Below are 22,956 nucleotides of genomic sequence, written 5' to 3'. Positions count from 1 at the left end.
GTGGCTTGAAACAGGCCTCTTGGCGGCACTACGGCCCACTTTGAGCAAATCAGCAAGCAACTTTTCCGGCTTTAAGGCCGAAAAGAAGGCTATGTACTTCACCGTTATCACCCCCACGCACCAGCGCCGGGAACTGCTGCCCGAGGCCGTGGCCAGCGTGCGCGCCAGCATCAATGCCCCGCTCGATTTCTCGTTTGAGCACCTGGTGTACGACAATGGCTCCCGCGATGGCACGGCTGCCTACCTGCGCGAAGCCGCCGCCCAGCCCGGCCCTCCGCTGCGCCACTGGCACTCGCCCGGCCGCCAGCTGGCCGGGCTGGCCCGCAACCAGCTCATCCGGGAGGCCGCGCCCAATGCCTGGATTGTGCCGCTGGACGACGACGATATCCTGCTCCAGCGCACGCTGCATCACTACGCGGCCCAGATTGGCGCCAATCCCGGCCGGCCGTGGTTCGTGGCCGATTTCCTGCGGGTGAACGAGCATGGCCAGTATCTGCCCGGCGAAGACTACTACGCCTGGCCGTTTGCAACGCCCACCGAGATGCTCCGCGCCATTTTTCGGGCCGAGCATTTCATTCAGGGCAATGTGTGCTACCGCCGCGCCTTCTTCGATGAAGTGGGCGGCTACGATGGGGAGTTAGAAATGGCCGAAGACCTGGACCTGTACGTGCGCTTCCTGTTGGCCGGGCAGCTGCCGGTGGTGTGCCCGCACGTCAGCCACCTGCACCGCTTCCACGCCCACAACGTGAGCATTGGGGTGGACGCGGATAAGCACAACGCCGATTTGCGGGTGATTTACCAGAAATATGCCCCGCAATTGCAGGCGCTGGGCATTTTGGAGCCGGGGCAGTAGGCCCAGCTGCTTCCGGTGAGGGCAACAGCAGCGGCCGAAAGCGGGCTTTGGCCTCATGGAAAACAAATATTATTATATTGAATATAAATTATTATATTTAGTATAACAATTCACCCTTAACATTTTTAGCCATGTCTCGCTTGCGCCTCTTTTTTTTGCTGCTCTCCGGGCAGCTTGCCCTGTCGCTTGTCGGCAACGCTCAAACCAAATCGGCCGGCAGCTCCACCGTTCTCAAGCCCGGAAAATCCATTTCCCAAACCCTGCAGAGCGGGCAGGCTTTCGACTATCAGGTAGCGCTCAAGGCCGGGCAAGCGCTGAAGGCGACGGTGGAGCAAAAGGGCGTTGATGTGCTGGTGACGGCTTATGGTCCCGATGGCGCCAAACTGGCCACCTTCGACTCGCCCACCTCAACGGCTTACAAAGAGTTTGTGACGGTGCTGGCCCCCACCACCGGCCGCTACCGCCTCAGCGTGACGAACTTTGACCCCAAGGCGCCCGCTGGCACCTTCGTGATGACGCTCGACGGCATTCTGACGCCCGCCCAATACGCCCAAAGCCAGGCCGACGACCGCAAGCGGGCCGATGCCGTGGCGGCCTACCTGCAAGCGCCCCACCCCGATAAAACCGCCTACGAACAGCGCGAGGAAATGCTCCGGCTCGACCCCACCGCCTACATGCTGGCCGCCACAGCGGCAGAAACCGCCACCGCCCGCTGGCTGGAAGGCACCTGGACGGCCAATCAGAAGCTTTTCGCCACGCCCACCGAGCCGGAGATTGTGTTTCCGCCCCGCACCACGGGCCTGCGCTTCGACGCCCAAAACCCAACCATGCTCCAGATTGACCCGCGGGGCGACGGCAAGTTTGAGCCCTTCCTGGCTTTCGAGCCCCACAGCCGGCAGTGGGTGCATGCCGCCCTCAACACCGACGAAGTGGGCACGAGCTGGAGCCTGCTAAAAGGCCCTGACTGGCAAAACGACCAGCTGGTGCTGCAGGGCGAAACGGCCCTGATGGGCATTACGGCCCAGCGCCGCCAAACCTGGACCAAAACCGACGACCACAACCTGCGCGTGCTCTCCGAGGAGCGCAAAGGCGACGGAGCCTGGGCCCCCGTGAGCGAAACGCTCTACACGAAAACCATGCTCGGCAACCTCACCACGAAATAGCCCCGGCGAGCTGGCCCCCGCTGTCCACCCAGGCCGCGCTCCTACCCTGGGGCGCGGCCTGGCCTCGTTAAGGGCTATGTGGAAAGTATTGAGTCGCTTATTTTTGGGCTTTTGCCCATCCCGATGTCCACGCCCGCGCCCCAAGTAGAAGAAGAAGTGTACAGCATCCCGGCCGCGTACCGGAAGATGGAAAATACGCACATCCTGTTCTGGCTGCTGAAGGACATTGCCTGGTGCATGGTGTGGCGGCCGCTGGGCCTGCTGATGGTGGTGCCCACGCTGGGCATTTCCATCGTCATCGCCTGGCGCACCCGCTCCTATCCCTCGGAGCTGGCCCACAACCTGGCCATCGTGTTCTGGATTACGGCCAACTCGTACTGGATGAGCAGCGAGTTTTTTGGGTTCGATACCGCGCAGGTGGCGCCCCACGTCACGGGCAAGCACCTGGCGCTGGTGCCCTTTCTCATCGGGCTGGGCATTTTGCTGTACTACTACCTGGTGCAGAAGCCCCGCGAGACGCGGGAAACGCAGGTAGCTACGTTATAGCTCAGTGCTGGGGCGGGCGTTTATCGGGCGGGCTTTTTCCCGGCCGAACCCGGGGCCTGATTGAAAGCCGCCAGAACATAGCGGCCAATCAGCTCATCCGAAGGCGACTGCTGGTTGTAGTTGCCGCCAGTCACCACGACAACCAGCTTTTGCTGCGGCCACACCGAAATGCGCTGGCCACCGTTGCCCTGGGCCATTGCCCCGTAGTAGCGCGTCCCGTTCACGTCCAGGTACTTTAGCCACCACAGGTAGCCGTAGCCCACGTTTTGCACCACTGAGTGCTTGGCTAACGACGTTGTGACCCAGGCCGCCGACACCACTTGCCGGCCCTGCCACTGGCCATTATTGAGGTAGAGCAGGCCGAATTTGGCCATGTCGCGGGGCCGCAGCGACAGCTGGCAGTACGTCTCGGCGCTGGTCGAATCGGGCCGGAAGCGCCAATCAAACTTCGTGATTCCCAGCGGGGCAAACAGGTTTTTTCGGGCAAAATCGACCAGCGGCATCCGGGCCTGCCTCTCGATGATGCGGCCCACGGTAATGGGATTGCCCGAGCAGTACATGCCCTTGCCGCCGGGCTGCTCGCTCATGGGCAGGTCGAGGGTAAATTTCACCCAGTCGCGGGAGTAGTCCATGGTGGTTTCGTTGCCCTCGGAATGCTCGTTGGCGATGTCGCAATCGAGGCCGCTTTGGTTGGTCAGCAGGTTCTCAATGGTGATTTGCTGCTTCGTAGCCGAGTTGTTTTTGAGGGTGTATTCGGGGAAGAACGGCACGACGGGCGCCTGCACGCTTTTGATAATTCCCTGCTCGATGGCAATGCCCGTGAGCGCCGAAACAAAGCTTTTGGTGGCCGAGCGCAACGGGTGCAGGCTCTCGCGGCTGTATTCGTAGAAATATTCTTCGAACACCAGCCGCCCGTCCTTAATAATCAACACGCTGTGGATGTTGGGGTAGGTGCCGTCCACGATTTTCGTGGTCATAGCCGCCAGCAGCGCCGGGTCGAGGCCCGACGGCGGGAGGGTGCCCACGGGCAGGCCGTCGGTGGTTTTGGGCGGGGGCGTGTAGCGATACGCGAAGGGATGGGCGGCATCAACCAGCCGGGGCACCCACATCCGGGCGGGAAAAACCACGTCCCGGTTCAGCAGCCGAAACGTTTGGTGGTGCACCGAATACGACACCACGCGGCCCCGGGCATCGCGCTGAAAACGCACGGTGTCGTTGGTCGGATTGCGGAAAATGTCGGCACCGATGGCGGAAAGCTTGTAGCGGGCCTCGCCGATGAGGGCATACAGGAGCAGCTCGCGCGGGGAAGCCGCCACCCGCAGCGTGGTCCGGTTCAGGTACTCATACTGGCCCTCGTATTCCTGCAGCTGCGGCAGGGTGCGGGCCGCCTGTGCCTGGGCCCCGCGGGCCAACGAAATTACCAGAAGCAATAACAGCCACTTTTTCATGGGCACGGGGGTGAGTGGGACGGATGGAAGCCAGTGCGCCGGCACGGCGCATACGAAGGTAGCCGCCACTGCCTTATGCGCCGCAACCGCAACACCCGGCCCGGCCACCCCACCCGGAAACCGCCGCAGCGTAGCTTTGAGTATCCCACGCCACCCCGCTCGCCCATGTCGCCCGAAGAACAGCAAGCCCACGCGGAGCTGCACGCCTGGCAGCAGCAGATGCAGCGGCCGCCCTCGCGGCTGAACCGGTTTGCGCGCCGGGTGCAGGCCCACGTCAGCGCCCTGCTGCCCGAGACCCTGCTGCCCGAGCGGGCCCACCAGGCCATCACCGCCACCATCCGGCAGCTGGTGCGCGGCGTCCTGTTTGGATCCAGACTCACCACCGGCGCGCCCCTGACCAACGCCCCCTTCGCCACCCGCGAAGCCGAAGTGCGCGCCCGCATCCGCGACTACCGCACCATGGCCACCGCCGAAGGGGCCGTGACCGGCGCGGGCGGCTTCCTGCTCGGCCTCGCCGATTTTCCGCTGCTGCTCAGCCTCAAGCTCAAGCTGCTCTTCGACACGGCCGCCCTCTACGGCCACGACGTGCACGACTACACCGAGCGCCTCTACCTGCTCCACGTTTTCCAGCTCGCCTTTGGCAGCCCGCACACCCGCGGCCACGCCTACCACCGCCTGGCCAACTGGGAGGCCTACCGCCTCAACCTGCCCCTCGACCCCGCCGAGTTCGACTGGCGCACCTTCCAGCAGGAATACCGCGACTACCTCGACGTTGCCAAAATGGCCCAGCTGGTGCCCGTAATCGGGGCCGCCGCGGGGGCGGTGGCCAACTACCAGCTCATCGGGCAGCTCGGCCACACGGCCATGAACTGCTACCGCATGCGGCATTTCGCCGCCCAAGCAGCGCCGCCGCCGGCTACTCGCCGGGCAGATTGACCCGGTCGCCGTGCGCTTTGGGCTCCGAAATCACGAGGAAGTGCAGGTCGGCCGGCCCGTGGTTGCTGATGCGGTGCGGGATGCCGGGCCGAATGTGCAGGCTCTCCTGCGCCGCCACGCGCACGGTTTCTGCCGCCACTTCAAACGTGGCCTCGCCGGCGAGGATGAAAAATACCTGCTGCGCCCGGCCATGAACGTGGCGCTGCTCGGCCGTGCCCGGCGGCATCCGCTCCTGAATCACGCTGAGGGAGTCGCTTTTCAGCAGGTGCCAGCCGTCGCAGTGTTCGCCCCAGGTGTAGTGTTCGGCAGTTTGGGTGGAAGTTTTCATGCCCGGAAATTAGCGCTGGCTTTCCATTCGTAAGAACGTCATGCTGAGCTTGCCGAAGCATCTCTCCCGCGAGGGCAACTAGTTACTGCTGCGGTCGAGATGCTTCGGCAAGCTCAGCATGACAATGTTCTGCTAGCGAGCCGGCGGGCGCATGGTTTTGGCCCGAAAAAACTCGTCGGCTTTGCGGTTGAATTCATCCGCGTGCTCCTGCAAGGTGGCGTGGCCGCTGCTGGGCACTATCCACAGCCAGGCGTGGGGCAGGTTGCGGTAGATGGCCACCGTGTGCTCGGGCACAATCACGTCGCGGTCGCCGGCAATGATGAAGGCCGGCACCCGAATGCGGTGCAGCGCCGCCAACGGAATATTCGGCTGAAACACATCCAGGCAGAATATTTTCCAGTCGTTTTTTCGCTTGGGGTCGGTGAATTTCGGGTTGCGGTTTTCCTGGTAACCCTGCTGCTGCTGCCGCCACAGGCCCGGCAGCAGCGCCGTTGAATCGGGCCAGAGGTTGGCGCCCGTGGCCACCAGCTTCTTCACCTTTTCGGGGTGGCGCAGGGCCAGCACCAGCGCGTTGATGCCGCCGTCGCTCCACCCCAACACGTAGGCCGAGTCGATGCGCAGGCTGGTGAGCAGCGCATCAAAGTCATCGGCCATCATCTCAAAGCTCAGCGAATCGCCGGCGTCAATGGATTTGCCGTGGGCCCGGCTGTCCACCGCAATTACCCGGTAGCGCTGGGCGAAATAGGGAATGTTCTTCGCAAAGGCCGTGAGGTTGTCGCCGTTGCCATGCAGCAACAGCAGCGGCGGGCCCTGGCCGTAGGTTTCGTAGTACAGCTTCACGCCCCGCACCAGCTGGTAGTGCCCGGCGGCGGGGTTGTGGCCGTATGGAATTGCGGGTTGGGCAACCGCTAGCTGCCCCAATTGCAGCACTACTAGTAAAAAAAAGAATGCTTTCATGGCCAGTAAATCAGGTTAGCTCCACGAATACCTTATTGCAGCAGTTTAAAGTCGACATGGTAGTGGTCGTCGTGCGCCTCGTTTAGTACCGGTGTTAGGTTCTGAGCAAAATAAATACCACTCGCCTTTAATTTCTTCCCCGATTCAGTTGCAAACAATTCGTCTTTCAACTCAATTTTCAGAATAATTTTGCTAATCATTAACCCATTTTTTCGGGCATGTTTTTCCAGCAGCAGCAAGTGGGCCGCCAGCACTTCAAAATCTATTTTAACCGCTGAGTTCAGCGTTGATTTACCCGTAGCATCAAAACTTAATAAATACCGAAATAAACCCAAGCCATTGTAATACTTGGGTCGGTCGTGCCATACCAAAGGGCTCATGAAATCAATGCTCAAGCCATTTTGGTGGGTGCGGTGCGGAAATGGCCGGCCACCTTTGCGCCGGGCACTTTCCATGTAAATAAACGTCCGACCAGGACAGCGCTCTTCCATAGCCTGGTAGGCCGCCAGCACCGTGCGGTACACCCGCGAATTTGTGTACTCCCGTCCAAGTAGGTAATAGCTAATCCAGCTGTAGCACTGGAAATTTTTACCGGTGCGGGGCAGTAAGTATCCGTTCTGCAACGAACCCTTGTTGTAGTCGCCCAACGACAAACTTTCACCTGTATTGCGATGCGTGAGTTGCGCAAAAGCTGCTCCGGTGGCCAGTATGCACACAAGCAATAATATTTTAAATTTCATTGTACGCGTGATAGGAACGCAAGAAATCTACCTACAAGCAGATGGACTGTTTGACCGCCCAATTCCGCACTAATGTAACCAAAACGGCCGCCCCAGTTTCCTGAGGCGGCCGTGGCTACTTAGGCTCCGAAACCGGAGACTTATTGCGGCTCAAACTAGGCGACTACGGCGCCACTTTCTTTCAAGCGAATCAGGTTCAGGGCCGAGCCGGCTTTGAACCACTCTATTTGGCCTTCGTTGTAGGTATGGTTGAGCGTGATGAGGTCGGTATCGCCGTCGTCGTGGTGCAGACGGGCTTGCAGGGGCTTGCCTTCCTGGAAATCCGTCAGGCCGAGGATGTCGATGGTGTCGCCTTCCTCAACCAGGTCGTAGTCGGCCTTGTTGGCGAAGGTGAGGCCGAGCATGCCCTGCTTCTTCAGGTTGGTTTCGTGGATGCGGGCGAAGCTCTTCACAATCACGGCGCGCACGCCGAGGTGGCGGGGCTCCATGGCCGCGTGCTCGCGCGACGAGCCTTCGCCGTAGTTCTCATCGCCTACCACCACCGTGCCGACGCCCATGCTCTTGTAGTTCCGGGCGGCCTGGGGCACGGTTTCGTAGCCGTCGCCCTGGCTCACGAAGTCGCGCACCTCGTTGGCCTTGCCGTTGTAGGCGTTGGTGGCCCCGATGAGCATGTTGTTGGAGATGTTGTCGAGATGGCCGCGGTATTTCAGCCACGGGCCGGCCATCGAAATATGGTCGGTCGTGCACTTGCCCTGGGCTTTGATGAGCAGGCGCAGGCCCATCAAATCGGTGCCTTCCCAAGCCTTGAAGGGCGTGAGCAGTTCCAGACGGTCGGAGGTGGGGCTCACCAGCACCTGCACGCCGCTGCCATCGGCGGCGGGGGCCTGGAAGCCGGCGTCCTCCACGGCGTAGCCACGGGGCGGCGCTTCCACCCCCACCGGCTCGTCGAATTTCACGGGGCCGTTGGTGCCTTGCAGCGTGTCGGTGAGGGGGTTGAAGGTCAGGTCGCCGGCGATGGCGAAGGCCGTCACGATTTCGGGCGAGGCCACGAAAGCGTGGGTGTTCGGGTTGCCGTCGTTGCGCTTGGCAAAGTTGCGGTTGAAGCTCGTGATGATGGAGTTCTTGCGCTTGGGGTCGTCGGTGTGGCGGGCCCACTGGCCGATGCACGGGCCGCAGGCATTGGCCAGCACCACGCCGCCCATCTCGGCGAAGGTGTCGAGCAGGCCGTCGCGGGCCACGGTGTAGCGCACCAGCTCCGAGCCGGGCGTGATGGTGAATTCAGCCGCCACGTGCAGGCCTTTTTCCACGGCCTGGGCGGCAATGCTGGCGGCGCGGGTGATGTCCTCGTAGCTGGAGTTGGTGCAGGAGCCGATGAGGCCGACTTCCAGCTTCTCGGGCCAGCCGTGCTCTTTCACGGCGGCGGCGAACTGCGAAATGGGCCAGGCGGCGTCCGGCGTGAACGGGCCGTTCACGTAGGGCTCCAGCGTGTTCAGGTCGATTTCGATGAGCTGGTCGTAGTATTTCTCGGGCTGGGTGTACACCTCGTCGTCGGCGCGCAGGTGGGCAGCCACGGCGGCGGCGGCATCGGCGATTTCGGCGCGGCCGGTGCCGCGCAGGTAGTCGCCCATCTTCTCATCGTAGGCAAACACCGACGTGGTGGCCCCGATTTCCGCGCCCATGTTGCAGATGGTGCCTTTGCCGGTGGCCGAAAGGCTTTCGGCCCCTTCGCCGAAATATTCTACGATAGCGCCGGTGCCGCCCTTCACGGTCAGGATGCCGGCCACTTTCAGAATAACGTCCTTGGCCGACGTCCAGCCCGAGAGCTTGCCGGTCAGCTTCACGCCGATGACTTTCGGGAACTTCAGCTCCCAGGCCATGCCGGCCATCACGTCCACCGCGTCGGCACCACCCACGCCGATGGCCACCATGCCCAGGCCGCCCGCGTTGGGGGTGTGCGAGTCGGTGCCAATCATCATGCCGCCGGGGAAGGCGTAGTTTTCGAGCACCACCTGGTGGATAATGCCCGCGCCGGGCTTCCAGAAGCCGATGCCGTACTTATTGGACACCGAGGCCAGGAAGTCGTACACTTCCTTGTTCTCGGAGTTGGCTTCGGCCAGGTCGGCCGTTGCGCCGTCCTTGGCCTGGATGAGGTGGTCGCAGTGCACGGTGCTGGGCACGGCGGCCGTGGGTTTGCCGGCCTGCATGAACTGGAGCAGGGCCATCTGGGCGGTGGCGTCCTGCATGGCAACGCGGTCGGGGGCGAAATCGACGTAGGAAACGCCGCGCTCGTAGGCCTGCTTTACTTCGCCGCCGAACAGGTGGGCGTAGAGAATTTTCTCGGTGAGGGTGAGCGGGCGCGCCACGGCGGCGCGGGCCGCTTCGATGCGGGAACCCATGCCGGCGTACACCGCGCGAATCATTTCCAGGTCGAAAGCCATAGGATGCGTGTTAATAATGAGTGGTTGCGCAAATGTAGCACCCACGGGAAGTTGGACCTAGCCAAAATGCGCGAATGCGGGTATCGATAGGGTTAACGTGGGTTTGGGGAGCGGTGTTCCGACTTTAGCCCGTAGAGGGCACCGAAGGCTGTGCAGATGATGCAGAAGTTCGGACGGCCTATTTCGGGGGCACGCCGGCCGGCCTATCCGGGGCGTAGATGGCCCGGAGTAGCTGGCGGCCGAGCACCGGGCGGTAGTGGTATTCTTCGTAATAGTTGCCCCGCTCCCGGGTAAACTGGTTGACGCCGCTGAAGTCGTGGACGCGGCCGGCCCCGAACAGGCGCACCAGCAGGGCCACGTCGGCCGGGTTGACCCGCTCCTGCTGGTAGAGCGGGCTGAGGACGAAGTGGTAGCTGGTGTGGTTGCGCTCGAAGATGTTGCGCACGGCCACCAGCTGCCGCAGCTGCGCGGCCCCGATGACGGCGGGTGCGATGGTGGCCGTGGCCGGGCGGGCGGTCAGGTTGCGGTTGCGGGCGTAGAAGCCGGCTGAGTCGGCGCGGATTTCCTCGTCGAGGTCGGGCAGAGTCAGGTCGTTGGTTTGGGGGTCGTAGTGCACGCGGCGGCGCTCCAGCATGGTGGCCATGTCGGGCGTGTAGCGGCCGGTGAGGCGGCGCTTGAGGTATTTGGCGTAGAAGTGGTTGGAGAAGTAGGCTTTGAAAAACGTGAGCTGGAAGCTGAAGGGCCGCTCGCCGGTCAGCCGGGGGTCTTTGCGGGCGAGAAGGGTTTTCACGTCCCGCGTCTCGCCGAGCAGCGACGGGTCGCAGATAATCAGAACGTTGCGGAGTCCGGGGCTGTGGGCTTCCAGGAATCGCAGCTTCTTCCACACGCCGAAAAGCGACTCGCTGGAAGCATCGAAGTGGAACGCGGCCGTGTCGTGGGTGTAGCGGCTCCAGTCGCGGATGCGGAAGGCCAGCGTGCGCGAATTGCCCAGAATGAACGACTGGTAGCGGCGCTGCTGGTAGGTATTCAGGTACATCTGGGTGCTCACGTAGTCCCGGTTGGGAATCGTGATGAGGTTGTCGGAGAAGGTAGGATAGTGGTAGAGCACCCAGAAGGGGTCGAGCACGAAGTAGGAAACCACCAGCGCCCACGCGGGCAGGCTCAGGATAAATACTTTGCCCAGCAGCTGGCCCACGCGGGAGGAAATTGCCATCGGCCTAGAACTGGAAGTAGATGAACTGTACGGTTTCGAACGCACCGAGCAGGGCAATGTAGCCGACCAACCCATAGTACAGGGCCCAGCGCACGGGCGTGGCCTGCCGCGTAATCCAGGCGCCCACGGCCACGCGGGCCTGGGCTTTTTCTACCAGGAACAAGGCCGCCAGGGCCCCGGCCAGCGCCAGCCACTCATCGGCAGTGTAGATGGGCAGCACCGTGGCCAGTCCGTGCCAGGTGGTGCCGTTGCGCTCGGCGGAGGCACCATCGGCGAGGTGCCGGATGATATAGAAGGCCTCGGCGAAGGTGTTGGCACGGAAGAAAATCCAGGCGAAGGTGACGAGGGCGTAGGTTGTGAGGATGCCGACTATTGGGCGATTCAGCCACGCAAGGGGCGGCCGGGCGGTCAGCCGCTGGCGCAACGGCTGGGTGAGGCGGCCGAAAACCTGGTAGCCGCCGTGCAGCGCGCCCCAGGCCAGGAAGGTCCAGCTGGCGCCGTGCCACAGGCCGCTTACCAGGAACACGAAAAACAGGTTGAAGTAGGCCCGCGGAATGGCCACGCGGCGGCCGCCGAGCGAAAAGTACAGGTAGTCCCGGAACCAGGTAGAGAGCGAAATGTGCCACCGCCGCCAGAATTCGGCAATGCTGCGGGCGAAGTAGGGCCGGTCAAAGTTCTTCATCAGCCGGAAGCCCATGACGCGGGCCGTGCCCAGGGCCATATCAGAATAGCCGGAAAAGTCGCAGTAAATCTGGATGGAGAAGCCCACGGTGGCCACCAGCAGCGGCAGGCCCCGGAAGTGGCCGGGGGCGTTGTACACTTGGTTCACGAGTGAGGCCAGCCGGTCGGCAATCACGACCTTTTTGAACAGGCCCCAGGCCATGAGGCGCAGGCCGCTGGTCACGTCGTCATAGTTGAAAAACTTCCGCTCGTGCAGCTGGGGCAGCACGTTTTGGGGTCGCTCGATGGGGCCGGCCACCAGCTGCGGGTAGAACATGACGTAAAGAGCATAAATGCCCAGATGCCGCTCGGCCGGGTAGTTGCCGCGGTACACTTCAATGGTGTAGCTCAGGGCCTGGAACGTATGAAACGACAGGCCAATGGGCAGAATGATGTTGAGCAGCGGCCAGGCAGCGGGCGCGCCGGCCAGGTGCAGCAAGCCGTTGACGTTGCCAACGAAGAAGTTGTAGTACTTGAAAACCGCCAGCACGCCCAGGTTGGCCACCAGGCTCATGGCCAGGTAAAACTTGCGCTGCCTGCCCCGCGCCTGCTCGATGAGGATGCCCGCGCCGTAGTCAATCCCGATGGTGAACACCAGAATCAGCAGGTAAGCCGGGATGAAGGCCATGTAGAACCCGCAGCTGGCCAGCAGCAGATGCAGCCAGCGCCACCGGTGCGGCAGCAGAAAAAACAGCACCGTCACCACCGGAAAAAACAGTAGGAACCCGAAGGAGTTGAACAGCATAATTCGCCGGCTGGGGAGGCACCGATACGGCCGCAAAGCTAGCGGCTTCTCTCCCGTGGCCATTTACGCCGCTTAGTTGTTATGCCCCGTTGGCAAGGCCAGCGTTCTGTTCGCATTTTTGCATTACCATGAATACACTTTCTCTTCGCCTGCTGGCTACGGCCGCTTTCGGGTTGAGCCTCGCGGGCTGCTCCTCCAATACTGCTACTTCTGAGACGGCCGCGGTGGGCAGCTCCGCAGCGGCCCCGGTGCTCACGCCCGGCCCCTGGCGCGGGGCGTTGGCCACGCAGGGCCAGGAAATCCCGTTTTTGTTCGAGGTGAAAACCGAAGCCGGCCAGCCGGTGGTCTACCTCATCAACAAAGGCCTGAACGGCGAGGAGCGGCTGCGCTGCGAGGACATCAAATCGGCCGGCGATTCCACCACCATCCGCCTGCACGCCTTCGATGCCGCGCTGGTAGTCCGCGCCGATGGCAAGGACAAGCTGAAAGGCACCTGGGTGAAGTATGACTCGAAGACGCCGTACCGCGTGCCGATGGCGGCAGAGGCGGGCAACAAGCCTCTATTCAACACATCATCGGGTAAGGTTCAGTCCTATACTGGCACTTGGCGAGTCACATTTAAGGGCGATGATGGTGAAACATACCCCGCAGTTGGTATTTTCAAACAAGACAATACCGAAATAAGAGGCACTTTCTTGACCACCACTGGTGATTACCGATATCTTGCTGGTCAAGTTGTTGGTACAACGATTCATCTGTCCACTTTTGACGGTAGTCATGGGTACTTGTTCACCGGTGTGGCACCGCTCACCAAGTTTAAAGGCGTTGAACCAGTTGGCATAATTACAGGTGACATAAAAGGCGACTACTACTCCGGCAAATCCGGCCATGAAACCTGGACGGCCGTGCTCGACCCCAAGGCCAAGCTGCCCGACGCCGATACCCTCGCCTACCTCAAAAAAGGCGAGTCGCGGCTGGATTTCAAGTTCCCGAATGTGATAGCGGGCGGGGCTGTCTCCCCCACCGACCCCAAATACCGGGGCAAGGTGGTGGTGCTGCAAATCCTGGGCTCGTGGTGCCCCAACTGCATGGACGAAACCAATTTCCTGGCCCCGTGGTACGCGAAAAACAAGGCGCGCGGCGTGGAGGTAATCGGCCTGGGCTACGAGCGCAGCGGTGATTACCAAGTGGCCGCGCCCAAGCTGCGCAACATGCGTGAGCGGTTCCACATGGGCTACGACGTGGCCTTTGCGGGTGTGGCCAACAGGGACTCGGTAGCGAAGTCGCTGCCGCAGCTGGCCAAGTTCCTGGCCTTCCCCACCACCATTTTCCTGGATAAGAAAGGCAACGTGCGGAAGATTCATACGGGCTTTGCCGGGCCGGGCACGGGCAAGTATTATCAGGAGGAAACGGCTGGCTTCGAGCGGGAAGTGGACAAGCTGCTGAAGGAATAGGCGCGGCTGAAGCGGTGGAAATGAGAAAAAACCGGCCCTCGCCAAAGCCCCGTTCGCTACCTTGGCGGCCGTTCTACGTAGGCATGACAGGGCTTCGCTGAAGCTCCACCTTTTTCCTCATTCCCCCTTCATCTTCACCCGTTTCATCCATGAAAAACATTCTGGTTCCTACCGACTTTTCGGCCGAATCGCACGCTGCCTTCGAAGTGGCGTTGCAGCTGGCCAAGCACACGGGCGGCCAAGTCACGCTGCTGCATGTGCTGGAAAGCCCCGAGGCCACCACGGCCAACTTCAGCGCCTTCGGCGGCCCGGTGAACGGCAGTGAGCTGCCCAACAGCGACGGCGGCATCGACGAGCTGTTCACGGTGAAGCTGATGGAGGTGACCAAGCGCCGGATGCACACGCTGCGCGACGAGGCCGCCGCCCTGGCCGACGGCGTAGCGGTGCAGGACACCGTGGAAGTGGGCCGTATCGGCGACGGGATTCTGGCCGCCATCGAGCGCCACGGCATCGACCTGGTGGTGATAGGCGCCCAGGGCCACGGCGCCATGGAGCACTTCTTCGTGGGCTCGAACACCGAACGCCTGATTCGGCTGGCCAACGTGCCGGTGCTCACCGTGAAGCACCAGCAGGCCGCGTTTGAGGTGCGCACCATCGTGTTTCCGTCCGATTTTACCCAAGAGGCCTCCCGGGCCATTGCGGGCTTGCAGCAGGTAGTGGCGGCCTTCCCCAACGCCACGGTGCACCTGCTGCACGTGGTATCCGACTCCGATAGCCACACCACGCAGGAGCACCTGCAATCCTTCGCGCACCAGGCGCAGCTGGCTAATTTCCAGACCGGCGTGGTGACTGCCGACAGCACGAGCGCCGGCATCGAGCAGTTTGCCAAGCAAGTGAACGCCGATTTGGTGGTGATTCCGACCCACGCCCGCTCCGGCCTGAGCCGCTTCTTCCAGACCAGCATTGCCGAAACCGTGGCCACCCACGCCTTCCCGCCCGTGCTCACCTACCACTTGCAGTAGCCGCAACGGCAAATCAGCGGCGCACCCGGGGCAAAGGAGCCGCGGCTAAAGCTTGCCCGCACACGAAGGCCGTGACGCGGCGGCCGTACCGGAAATATTCCGATTACGGCCGCCGCGTCACGGCCTTCGTGCTGGCGAAAAACCCGCCCCCACGGCACAGGCGGCAGCTACGCGGCGGCGAGGGCCGCCGGAACGCAAAAAGAGTAACATTTGAATTAAGCAAAGTAGTCGCTTTCCAGCGGATTATCGCTACATTAGTTCTCATTCGCGAGGGGCTAAGCGGTGGCAGACGCGGCCGCGTTTCCCGGGGCACCTAATTTTCTCAGCCATGAAAAGCATTCTGGTTCCCACTGATTTTTCGCCCGAAGCCCACTATGCCTACGAGGTGGCCTTGCAGCTGGCCCGGCACACCGGCGGCCGCGTGGTGCTGCTGCACGTGCTGGAAGGCCTCGAGGATTCAGCCGGTGGTTTCAGCAGCTCGGGCAGCACGGTGGCCGGCCCGGGCATCGACCAAATCTTCCCCATTAAGCTGATGGAGGCCACCAAGCGCCGCCTGCACAACCTGATGGGCGAGGCCACGCGGCTGGCGGCCGACGTGCCGGTGCAGGAGTCGATAAAAGTCGGCCCCATCGGCGAGGGCATTCTGAAAGCCATTCAGCGCCACGACACCGACCTGGTGGTGATGGGCGCGCGGGGCCACGGGGCCATGGAGCATTTCTTCGTGAGCTCGAACACCGAGCGCACCATTCGGCTGGCGCCCTGCCCGGTGCTGGCGGTGAAGCACCAGCAGGCCGAGTTTGAAGTGCGCACCGTTGTGTTCCCGTCCGATTTTACCGACGAAGCCACACGGGCCATCGACAACCTGCGCCAGGTGCTGGCCACTTTCCCCGATGCCACCCTGCACCTGCTGCACGTCGCTTCCGGCACGCACAGCGCCGCCACCACGCAGCACATGCAGGAATTTGCGCAACACGCCCAGTTCCCCCACATGCAGATGGGGGTGGTGCAGGCCGGCAGCACGGTGGCCGGCATCGAGCAATATGCCCAGCAGGTCAACGCCGATTTGGTGGTCATTCCCACCCACGTTCGCTCCGGCCTGAGCAGCTTTTTCCGCACCAGCATTGCCGAGGCCGTGGCCACCCACGCCTTCCCGCCCGTGCTCACCTACCACTTGCAGTAGGCGCTGCGCCACCGCCACCAGAGGCCTGCCGGCCCAGCCGCATGGGTGCCCAAGCGTTTCAGGATGCCATGCGGCTCCGGCGACGGGCACCCTGAAAGCATCAGGCAGCCATGCGGCTGAGGCGACAGGCGCCCTGACGCTTTCAAGAGGCCATGCAACTCCGGCGAAGGCCTTCCTGGCGCTTTCAGGGGCTTATGCTGTTGGCCGCAGCCGCAGCCGCACCTGAAAATCGTGCTTCGGCCGCAGCGTGATGAGCGGCTGCATGGTCACGGGCGGCTGGCCGGGCACCCATTCCAGGTCGAACTGCCGGAGCAGCTCCAGCGTCACGAGCTGCATTTCGGTGAGGGCAAACTGCATGCCGATGCACAGGCGCGGGCCGCCGCCGAAGGGCACAAACGCGTTGGGCTGCACCGGCGGGGCCTGGCCCGGCGCAAAGCGGCCGGGACGGAATTCCTGCGGGTTGGGCCAATACTTTTCGTCGTGGTGCAGGCCGTGGAAATACAGCGAAAACAGGGTGCCTTTGGGAATGCGCAGGCCGTTGTACTCGTCGTCGGCCAGGGCCACGCGGTCCACCATCCAGGCGGGCGGGTAGCGGCGCATGGTTTCCTGCACCGCGTGCAGGGCGCTGCCAAGGCGCGGCAAGTCCTCGAAAGTGGGCGGCCGCCCGGCCAGCACGGTGGCCATTTCGGTCTGGACAACCACGGCTTCGGACGGGTGGTGGGCCAGCAGGTACGTGAGCCAGGTGAGGGCGTTGGCGCTGGTTTCGTGGCCGGCCACCAGCAAAATCAGGGCTTCGTCGATGAGCCGGTCGGGGGTCATGGGCTCGCCGGTGTCCTCGTAGCGCACGTCGAGCAGCATTTGCAGCAGGTCGTCGGGCGGGGTGGCGCCGGGCCGGGCGTTGGCCTGCTGGCGCTGGGCAATGAGGCCGGCCAGCAGCGTGCGCAGCTCCGCGGCCAGCGCATCGTGGTACTTGAAATGGCCTTTAAACCGAAACCACGGCTTGAGGTACGGCTGCCGGATGGAGCGCACGAAAAACGCCTGAATTTCGGTAATCAGCCCCGCCAGCCGGTCCAGCTCGGCCTCCGGGAAGTTGGTGCTGAACACCGAGCGGGCGATGATGCGGAACGTGAGCCGGGTCATCAGCGCGTGGACTTCCACCGTGGCCGCGCCGCCCGCTTCGGCTGCCCGGGCGGCCAGCGGCGCCAGCGTTTCGGCCGTGATTTCCTGCATCAGGCCCGTGAGGCCGGCCACCCGCTGCCGATGGAAACCGGGCTGAATGAGCCGGCGCTGCCGCAGCCAGTCGGGCCCCTCGTTGGTGAGCAGGCCGTGGCCGATGTAGCGCGAAAACCCCTGCGTGAACTTCGATTTGGCGTAGTTGCGATGGTTTTTTTGCAATACGTGCTGGGTCAGGCCGGGGTCGCGGGTGAGGATGCTCTTCTCCACCCCGCCAATAAACAGCTCCACCGTGTCGCCGTAGCGGGCCAGGGCCTCGTTCAGCACCGGCAGCGGGTCTTTGGCCAGCGCGAAGGAGCGCAGCAGCGAGCGCCAGCGCGGCAGGCGCGGCAGCACAACCGGGATTTTACCTATTTTTTCGGCACCTTGCAAGTCTCCCATAGCCCGTGGCCGCAACCAGATGCAGCCCGCAAAAATAACCTCCGGCCGCGGCCCACTTATCTTTTTCGACCCCACCGCGTAAACTCAACCGGGCCACGGCCCACCGCTTTCTCTTCATTTCCCCAAACACCTCTCCTTTTATGTGGATTCAGCAACAACCCAACTCGCCCGCTCCCCTCAACGACCTGCAGGGCCGCGCCGTCGGCCTCAAATTTGAGTGCGAGAAATGCCACACAGAAGTCTTCACCGACCTCATGGGTGTGCCCGCTCCCAACGACGAGGCCGACCTGCCCGAGCACGCCGACAACCACGAAATCGAAGAAATAAAGTGCCCCGGCTGCGACATCACGCACTCCCTGGAAATCGACAGCACGTTCGACGGCGTCACGTTCAAAGTGAGCCACGCGAAGGAGGTAAGCTACCAGGTAGCCGACAAATAAGACCACAGATTGAACGGATTTCAACGGATTGGGACGGATTCTTTGTGGGCCCTCCTTCTCACTTTGACCAAAGAAAAAGCCGCTTTATTTAAGCGGCTTTTTCTTTGACTTATAAACAGAATTGGCGAATAACAGCCACGGCGCGGAACCACAAATAATCCGTCCCAATCCGTTAAAATCCGTGCTAATCAGTGGTCCTATTTCTCCCGTTCAATCGTGTAATTAATTAACTGCTCCAACGACGTGCGGCTGGGAGATTCCGGGAAGCTGTGCAGGATTTCCAGGGCTTCGTCGCGGTATTTTTTCATCGTGGTAATGGCGTAATCCAACCCGCCCGATTTCTTCACGAATTCAATTACCTGCTGCACCCGGTCGCGGTGGCCTTCGTTGTTTTTTACGTTGAAGATAACCTTGCGCTTTTCCAGCCAGCTGGCCCGTTGAAGGGCATAAATCAGCGGCAGCGTCATCTTTTTCTCTTTGATATCGATGCCCACTGGCTTGCCGATTTCGGCCGTGCCGTAGTCGAATAAGTCGTCCTTAATTTGAAAGGCAATGCCAACTTTTTCGCCGAATAAGCGGGCGCGTTCAATCGTTTCTTTATCGGCTCCGACGGACGATGCGCCCACGGCCGTGCACGAGGCAATCAGCGACGCCGTTTTCTGGCGAATAATGTCAAAATAAACATCTTCGGTGATGTCTAATTTGCGGGCTTTTTCTATTTGCAGCAATTCGCCTTCGCTTAATTCCCGCACCGCATTGCTCACGATTTTCAGCAGGTCGTAATCGTCGTTTTGCAGCGCCAGCAACAGGCCGCGCGACAGCAGGTAATCACCGACCAGCACGGCAATTTTGTTTTTCCACAGCGCATTGATGGAAAAGAAGCCCCGGCGGTAATTGCTCTCGTCCACCACGTCGTCGTGCACCAGCGTGGCGGTGTGCAGCAGCTCGATGAGGGCCGCGCCGCGAAAGGTGGCTTCGGGCAGCGGGCCACCGGTGGCGGGCTCGGCGCGGGTGGCGCGGGCCGTGAGAAACACAAACATCGGCCGGATTTGCTTGCCCTTGCGCTTCACGATGTAGCCCATAATCTTGTCGAGCAGCAGCACCTTGGTGCGCATCGACTGGCGGAACTTGTGCTCAAACTCTTCCATTTCGGCCGCGATGGGGGCCTGAATCTGGGCGAGGGAGAAGGGGGATTGTTGGGGCATTGCGCCGGCAATGATACGGCACAACCGCGCAGAGGCCCATGCCCCGCCCCCAACCTTTTGCGCCCGGAACGGATTATACCTCTACTAACGGCCATTGGGCTAGCCCTCTCCCCTACCTTCGCGCCATGCTTACTCATTCGTCCTTTTTGCTTACCGGCACGCGCCACGGCAGGCCTTTTGAGGCCGATGCCACCTACCGGCCCGATGGCCAGCCCAAGGCGGTGGTGGTGTTCGTGCACGGGTTCAAAGGGTTCAAAGACTGGGGCCACTTCCCACTGCTGGCTGATTTTTTTGCCGAGCGCGGCTTTGTGTTTGTGAAGCTGAACCTTTCGCACAACGGCATTGTGGTGGGCGGCACCGGCGATTTGGAGGATTTGGAAGCCTTTGGCCGCAACAATTTCAGCATTGAGCTGGACGACATTGGCCAGGTTCTCGACGCGCTTTTTACGCCGGGCGCCACGCCCCTGCCCGCCGCCGAAACGGACCTGAACCGCCTCTTCCTGGTGGGCCACAGCCGGGGCGGCGGTCTGGTGCTGCTGAAAGCCGCCGAAGACCGGCGCGTGCGGGCCGTGGCCACCTGGGCCGCCATCGCCGAAGTGCACCCGCAATGGCCCCAGCCGGTGTTCGACGAATGGCAGCGGGCCGGGGTGCTGCACGTTCCCAACACCCGCACCGGCCAGGAGCTGCCCATGCACTACCAGATTGTGGAGGACTACCACGCCCACCGCCCGCGCCTGGACATCCCGCACAACGTGCGCCGGAAGCTGCGCCAGCCCCTGCTCATCATCCACGGCGACCAGGACGAAACCGTGGCCGTGGACGCCGCCCACGCCCTCCAGCAGCTCAAGCCCGATGCCGAGCTGCTGCTGGTGCCGGGGGCCATGCACATGTTCGGCGGGGCGCATCCCTGGCCCGAAAAGACCTTGCCCGAGCCGGCCCGGCACGTTGCTGAGGCCACGGCCGCGTTCTTCCAGCGCCAGGCGTGAGCGCCACGAAAACCGCCTACTTGCTGCTGGGCAGCAACCTGGGCGACCGGGCTGCGCTTCTCCGCGAAGCACGGGCCTATCTGGCCGCCACGGCGGGCGAAATTGCAGCGGCATCTGCCTTGTATGAAACGGCGGCCTGGGGCCGCGAAGACCAGCCGGCTTTTCTCAACCAGGCCCTGGCCCTGCGCACCACGTTGCCGCCCGGCCTGCTGCTGGCGCACTGCCTGGCCGCTGAGCAGCACGCCGGCCGCGAGCGGAGTGAGCGCTGGGGCAGCCGCACCCTCGACGTGGATATTTTGCTGTACGGCTCCGAAATCATCGACCAGCCGGGCCTGACCGTGCCGCATCCACGGCTGGCCGAAAGGAGGTTTGCCCTGGTTCCCCTGGCCGAAATCGGCGGGCAGGTGCAGCATCCGGTGCTGGGCCTGACGGTGGCGGAACTGCTGGCGCGGTGCCCCGACCCGCTGCCCGTGCAGCCGTGGCTGGAGGAACAGCTTTAGAAGAAGCTGATGCGGTGCAAACCGCTATAAATCATTTGTTCGCGGCTGGCCACATCAACACGGGCAGCTTGCGCAGCGACAGCGCATTGCTTCCCGACCGGCCCGCCGCATAGGCCACAAATATGCCCATTATGCCTAGCAGCAGAAGCTGCGGCCACCGCCTTGGCGCGCTGTTTTTCGCAGCCAGCGCCCCACCCAGCCGACGCAGGGCCAGGAGCAAAACCGGCCCATAAAGCACGCTGGCGTAACGCTCAGAGTCGTAAAGGCCCGAGGCGCTGCGGGTGAAGGTGGTGGAAATCAGCATCAGCAGGATGAAGACAAAAACACTCATCCACACCACCCGCGGGAAGGCAGCCAGCCAGGGCGACACGGGGCCGAAACCGGGCGCTACTTCCAGGGCGCGCGGCGGCCGGGGCCATAGCCAGGCCAGCAGCCCCAGCAGCCCCAACGCCCACAAAACGGGCACCTCGGGCCGCCACGCCGCCGGCACAGGCAGCAGCCACCGGCCCACCAGAAACCCGTAATCGGCGGCAGAATCAAAAAACTGCGCCCATCCCCGGTTGAGGCGGTACACGCTGGGAGCCGCCACCAGCAGCGCATAGAAATGCCAGAGAATCCCTCCCACCACGCTAATTGCAAAATGGGCAACCAGCAACAGGCGCTGCTTCGGCAGCAGCTTTCTCCATTCCGGCAGCAGGCCCAGTGCAACACCCGCCAACAGGAAGAAGCCCGCCGTGCGCTGCAACGGCAGCAGCACGCCCAGCCCCGTGGCCAGCGCCCCCCAGCCGGCCCGGCGTATGCGCAGCCACCGGAATAGTGCCCCGGCATACCCCGCAAATAAGGCTAAAAACACGGTTTCGGCCCACACAAACTTGCTCACCAGCAGCCATGGCGTACTCAGAGCCAGGGCCCAGGGCAGGACAACCGCCACGGCGCGGGGCAGCAGCGAACGCCCCAGCTGGCTCCATGCCAGCAGGCTTATTACCAGGCAGCTGCCTTGCAGCAGCCGCGCCGCGCCCAGGCTGCCGCCCAGCGCCAGCAGTGCCGGGTACAGCGGCGGCCAGTAGCGGTAGGCCGAGCCGTCGGGGTTGAGCAGATGGCCGGCCGTGCGCAGGGTGCCGGCCGCGTGCAGGTAGTAGCCGGAGTCGCCGGTGCCGGCCAGGCCGGGGCCGGTGGCCGTGGCAAACAGGGCCAGCTGCACCAGCGCCGCCAGTCCTACCGACCACCAAAACCATCGCGCCTCATGGGCCGATTCCAGCGTCCCCCGCACCACTTAGCCGATGATGGCCGTGGGCACAATCTTCTTCACAAGCCCTTGCAGCACCTTGCCGGGGCCGCACTCCACGAATTCGGTGGCCCCATCGGCGGCCATGGCCTGCACCAATTGCGTCCAGCGCACGGGGGCCGTGAGCTGGGCCAACAGATTGGCTTTGATTTCGCTTGGGTCAGTATGAGGCCGGGCGTCCACGTTCTGATACACGGGGCAGCGGGCCGCGCCGAAGGTAGTTTTCTCGATGGCTTCGGCCAGGGCGGCGGCGGCGCTCTGCATCAGCGGCGAATGGAAAGCCCCGCCCACGGGCAGCAGCAGGGCGCGCTTGGCCCCGGCGGCTTTCAGGGCTTCGCAGGCTTTGGCCACGCCTTCCGTAGTGCCGGAAATGACGAGCTGGCCGGGGCAGTTGTAGTTGGCGGCCACCACCACATCGCCCGCGGCGGTGATTTCCTGGCAGATGCGCTCCACCGTGGCATCATCAAGCCCCAGAATGGCGGCCATGGTGCCGGGCTGCTCCTCGCAGGCAGCTTGCATGGCCTGGGCGCGGCGGGCTACCAAGGGCAGGGCATCTTCAAATTTCAATACGCCGGCTGCTACCAGGGCCGAGAACTCGCCCAGCGAGTGGCCGGCCGTCATGGCCGGCACCAGCTCGGGCCGGGCCACAAACTGAGCCACCGAATGCACGAAGATGGCCGGCTGGGTCACGTCGGTGCGGCGCAGGTCCTCGTCGGTGCCCGTAAACATGGCGGCGGTGAGGCTGAAGCCCAGGATGTCGTTGGCCTGAGTCATTAGGGCGCGGGCGTCGAGGTTTTGGTCGAACAGCTCGCGGGCCATGCCCGGAAACTGGCTGCCCTGGCCTGGGAATATCACGGATATAGACGGATTCATCGGATTTCGCAGATTGATTTTTTGGAACGGTGGGTGGGATTGGGGCGGGTTGATTTCGGACCCTAAAACCCGAACCGGGGCGCAAGCTGCACAAAAACCACCATTGGCCCAAAAAAACGGAGCGGACCATCTGGCCCGCTCCGCACTGCAATTAATCCGTGAATTTCGAATAATCCGGCTAAATCCGTGATTTAGCGCACAATCTCAACCCAGCCTTTGTAGGTGCGCCGGGTGTTGGCGAAGTCGGCGAACTCCACTTCGGCCAGGTAATAGTAAATGCCGTCCACCACCTTGGCCCCAATGCCGTTCG

Annotated in this window: 21 protein-coding genes; 10 read left to right on the top strand and 11 right to left on the bottom strand. The window is 62.7% G+C overall.

Annotated features, from left to right (window positions below):
* The first annotated feature begins 91 nt into the window (after window positions 1-91).
* From J4G38_RS19175 to J4G38_RS19165, 3 genes are all read left to right on the top strand, one after another.
* Window positions 92-853 (top strand): glycosyltransferase family 2 protein, encoded by a 762-nt coding sequence (locus J4G38_RS19175; protein WP_210518945.1) that lies wholly within the window; start codon window positions 92-94, stop codon window positions 851-853.
* Window positions 854-984: 131 nt separating this feature from the next.
* Window positions 985-2,016, top strand: a complete 1,032-nt coding sequence (locus J4G38_RS19170) for a PPC domain-containing protein (RefSeq protein ID WP_210518947.1) — start codon at window positions 985-987, stop codon at window positions 2,014-2,016.
* Between the two features lie 123 nt (window positions 2,017-2,139).
* On the top strand, window positions 2,140-2,562 hold the full coding sequence (locus tag J4G38_RS19165; RefSeq protein ID WP_210518949.1) for a hypothetical protein: 423 nt from the start codon (window positions 2,140-2,142) through the stop codon (window positions 2,560-2,562).
* 20 nt (window positions 2,563-2,582) lie between these two features.
* Here the strand turns inward: J4G38_RS19165 and J4G38_RS19160 are convergent, their stop codons facing one another.
* A complete protein-coding gene (locus J4G38_RS19160; protein ID WP_210518951.1) occupies window positions 2,583-4,010 on the bottom strand; it encodes a serine hydrolase domain-containing protein in 1,428 nt (475 codons plus the stop codon).
* A 75-nt stretch (window positions 4,011-4,085) separates the two neighbouring features.
* Between J4G38_RS19160 and J4G38_RS19155 the strand changes: the two genes are divergently transcribed.
* A complete protein-coding gene (locus J4G38_RS19155) occupies window positions 4,086-4,946 on the top strand; it encodes an EcsC family protein (RefSeq protein WP_317198215.1) in 861 nt (286 codons plus the stop codon).
* Here the strand turns inward: J4G38_RS19155 and J4G38_RS19150 are convergent.
* The 6 genes from J4G38_RS19150 to J4G38_RS19125 all read right to left on the bottom strand — a co-directional run bounded on the left by J4G38_RS19150 (window position 4,927) and on the right by J4G38_RS19125 (window position 12,087).
* On the bottom strand, window positions 4,927-5,274 hold the full coding sequence (locus J4G38_RS19150; protein WP_210518952.1) for a cupin domain-containing protein: 348 nt from the start codon (window positions 5,272-5,274) through the stop codon (window positions 4,927-4,929). The two genes, J4G38_RS19155 and J4G38_RS19150, sit on opposite strands and share 20 nt — an antisense overlap.
* A 132-nt stretch (window positions 5,275-5,406) precedes the next feature.
* The gene (locus tag J4G38_RS19145; RefSeq protein WP_210518954.1) at window positions 5,407-6,231 is read right to left on the bottom strand and encodes an alpha/beta fold hydrolase; all 825 of its coding nucleotides are present in this window, start codon (window positions 6,229-6,231) and stop codon (window positions 5,407-5,409) included.
* Between the two features lie 32 nt (window positions 6,232-6,263).
* Window positions 6,264-6,971, bottom strand: coding sequence for a penicillin-insensitive murein endopeptidase (locus J4G38_RS19140; protein ID WP_210518956.1), 708 nt, complete (start codon window positions 6,969-6,971; stop codon window positions 6,264-6,266).
* A gap of 155 nt (window positions 6,972-7,126) precedes the next feature.
* Complete coding sequence (locus J4G38_RS19135) at window positions 7,127-9,409, bottom strand: aconitate hydratase (RefSeq protein WP_210518958.1); 2,283 nt, start codon at window positions 9,407-9,409, stop codon at window positions 7,127-7,129.
* A 178-nt stretch (window positions 9,410-9,587) separates the two neighbouring features.
* The gene (locus J4G38_RS19130) at window positions 9,588-10,622 is read right to left on the bottom strand and encodes a hypothetical protein (RefSeq protein ID WP_210518959.1); all 1,035 of its coding nucleotides are present in this window, start codon (window positions 10,620-10,622) and stop codon (window positions 9,588-9,590) included.
* A gap of 4 nt (window positions 10,623-10,626) precedes the next feature.
* Window positions 10,627-12,087, bottom strand: a complete 1,461-nt coding sequence (locus J4G38_RS19125) for an MBOAT family O-acyltransferase (protein WP_210518960.1) — start codon at window positions 12,085-12,087, stop codon at window positions 10,627-10,629.
* A 128-nt stretch (window positions 12,088-12,215) separates the two neighbouring features.
* On the opposite strand from J4G38_RS19125, the gene J4G38_RS19120 reads away from it, so the two are divergent.
* The 3 genes from J4G38_RS19120 to J4G38_RS19110 all read left to right on the top strand — a co-directional run bounded on the left by J4G38_RS19120 (window position 12,216) and on the right by J4G38_RS19110 (window position 15,743).
* The gene (locus J4G38_RS19120) at window positions 12,216-13,541 is read left to right on the top strand and encodes a peroxiredoxin family protein (RefSeq protein WP_210518961.1); all 1,326 of its coding nucleotides are present in this window, start codon (window positions 12,216-12,218) and stop codon (window positions 13,539-13,541) included.
* A 149-nt stretch (window positions 13,542-13,690) separates the two neighbouring features.
* On the top strand, window positions 13,691-14,563 hold the full coding sequence (locus J4G38_RS19115; RefSeq protein WP_210518962.1) for a universal stress protein: 873 nt from the start codon (window positions 13,691-13,693) through the stop codon (window positions 14,561-14,563).
* 328 nt (window positions 14,564-14,891) lie between these two features.
* Window positions 14,892-15,743, top strand: coding sequence for a universal stress protein (locus J4G38_RS19110; RefSeq protein WP_210518963.1), 852 nt, complete (start codon window positions 14,892-14,894; stop codon window positions 15,741-15,743).
* Between the two features lie 192 nt (window positions 15,744-15,935).
* On the opposite strand, the gene J4G38_RS19105 is transcribed toward J4G38_RS19110, so the two are convergent.
* A complete protein-coding gene (locus J4G38_RS19105) occupies window positions 15,936-17,357 on the bottom strand; it encodes a cytochrome P450 (RefSeq protein WP_210518964.1) in 1,422 nt (473 codons plus the stop codon).
* Between the two features lie 140 nt (window positions 17,358-17,497).
* On the opposite strand from J4G38_RS19105, the gene J4G38_RS19100 reads away from it, so the two are divergent.
* A complete protein-coding gene (locus tag J4G38_RS19100) occupies window positions 17,498-17,797 on the top strand; it encodes a hypothetical protein (RefSeq protein ID WP_210518965.1) in 300 nt (99 codons plus the stop codon).
* Window positions 17,798-17,994: 197 nt separating this feature from the next.
* Here the strand turns inward: J4G38_RS19100 and J4G38_RS19095 are convergent, their stop codons facing one another.
* Entirely contained in the window at window positions 17,995-19,002 is a 1,008-nt protein-coding gene (locus J4G38_RS19095) for a polyprenyl synthetase family protein (RefSeq protein ID WP_226163565.1), read from the bottom strand.
* 125 nt (window positions 19,003-19,127) lie between these two features.
* On the opposite strand from J4G38_RS19095, the gene J4G38_RS19090 reads away from it, so the two are divergent.
* Entirely contained in the window at window positions 19,128-19,988 is an 861-nt protein-coding gene (locus J4G38_RS19090) for an alpha/beta hydrolase family protein (RefSeq protein ID WP_210518967.1), read from the top strand.
* Window positions 19,985-20,488 carry a 2-amino-4-hydroxy-6-hydroxymethyldihydropteridine diphosphokinase gene (gene folK / locus J4G38_RS19085; RefSeq protein WP_210518969.1) on the top strand — a complete coding sequence of 168 codons (504 nt, stop codon included), beginning with the start codon at window positions 19,985-19,987 and terminating at the stop codon, window positions 20,486-20,488. Before J4G38_RS19090 ends, folK begins: the two co-directional genes overlap by 4 nt.
* Before the next feature lie 31 nt (window positions 20,489-20,519).
* Here folK and J4G38_RS19080 read toward each other — a convergent pair whose 3' ends face one another.
* Entirely contained in the window at window positions 20,520-21,758 is a 1,239-nt protein-coding gene (locus tag J4G38_RS19080) for a hypothetical protein (RefSeq protein ID WP_210518971.1), read from the bottom strand.
* Window positions 21,759-21,761: 3 nt separating this feature from the next.
* A complete protein-coding gene (gene fabD / locus J4G38_RS19075) occupies window positions 21,762-22,646 on the bottom strand; it encodes an ACP S-malonyltransferase (protein ID WP_210518973.1) in 885 nt (294 codons plus the stop codon).
* Window positions 22,647-22,956 lie beyond the last annotated feature (310 nt).

Source organism: Hymenobacter terricola, assembly GCF_017921975.2.
Lineage (GTDB): Bacteria > Bacteroidota > Bacteroidia > Cytophagales > Hymenobacteraceae > Hymenobacter > Hymenobacter terricola.
Note: the sequence above shows the minus strand (reverse complement) of the source record. Positions and strands in the feature narration are given on the sequence as shown.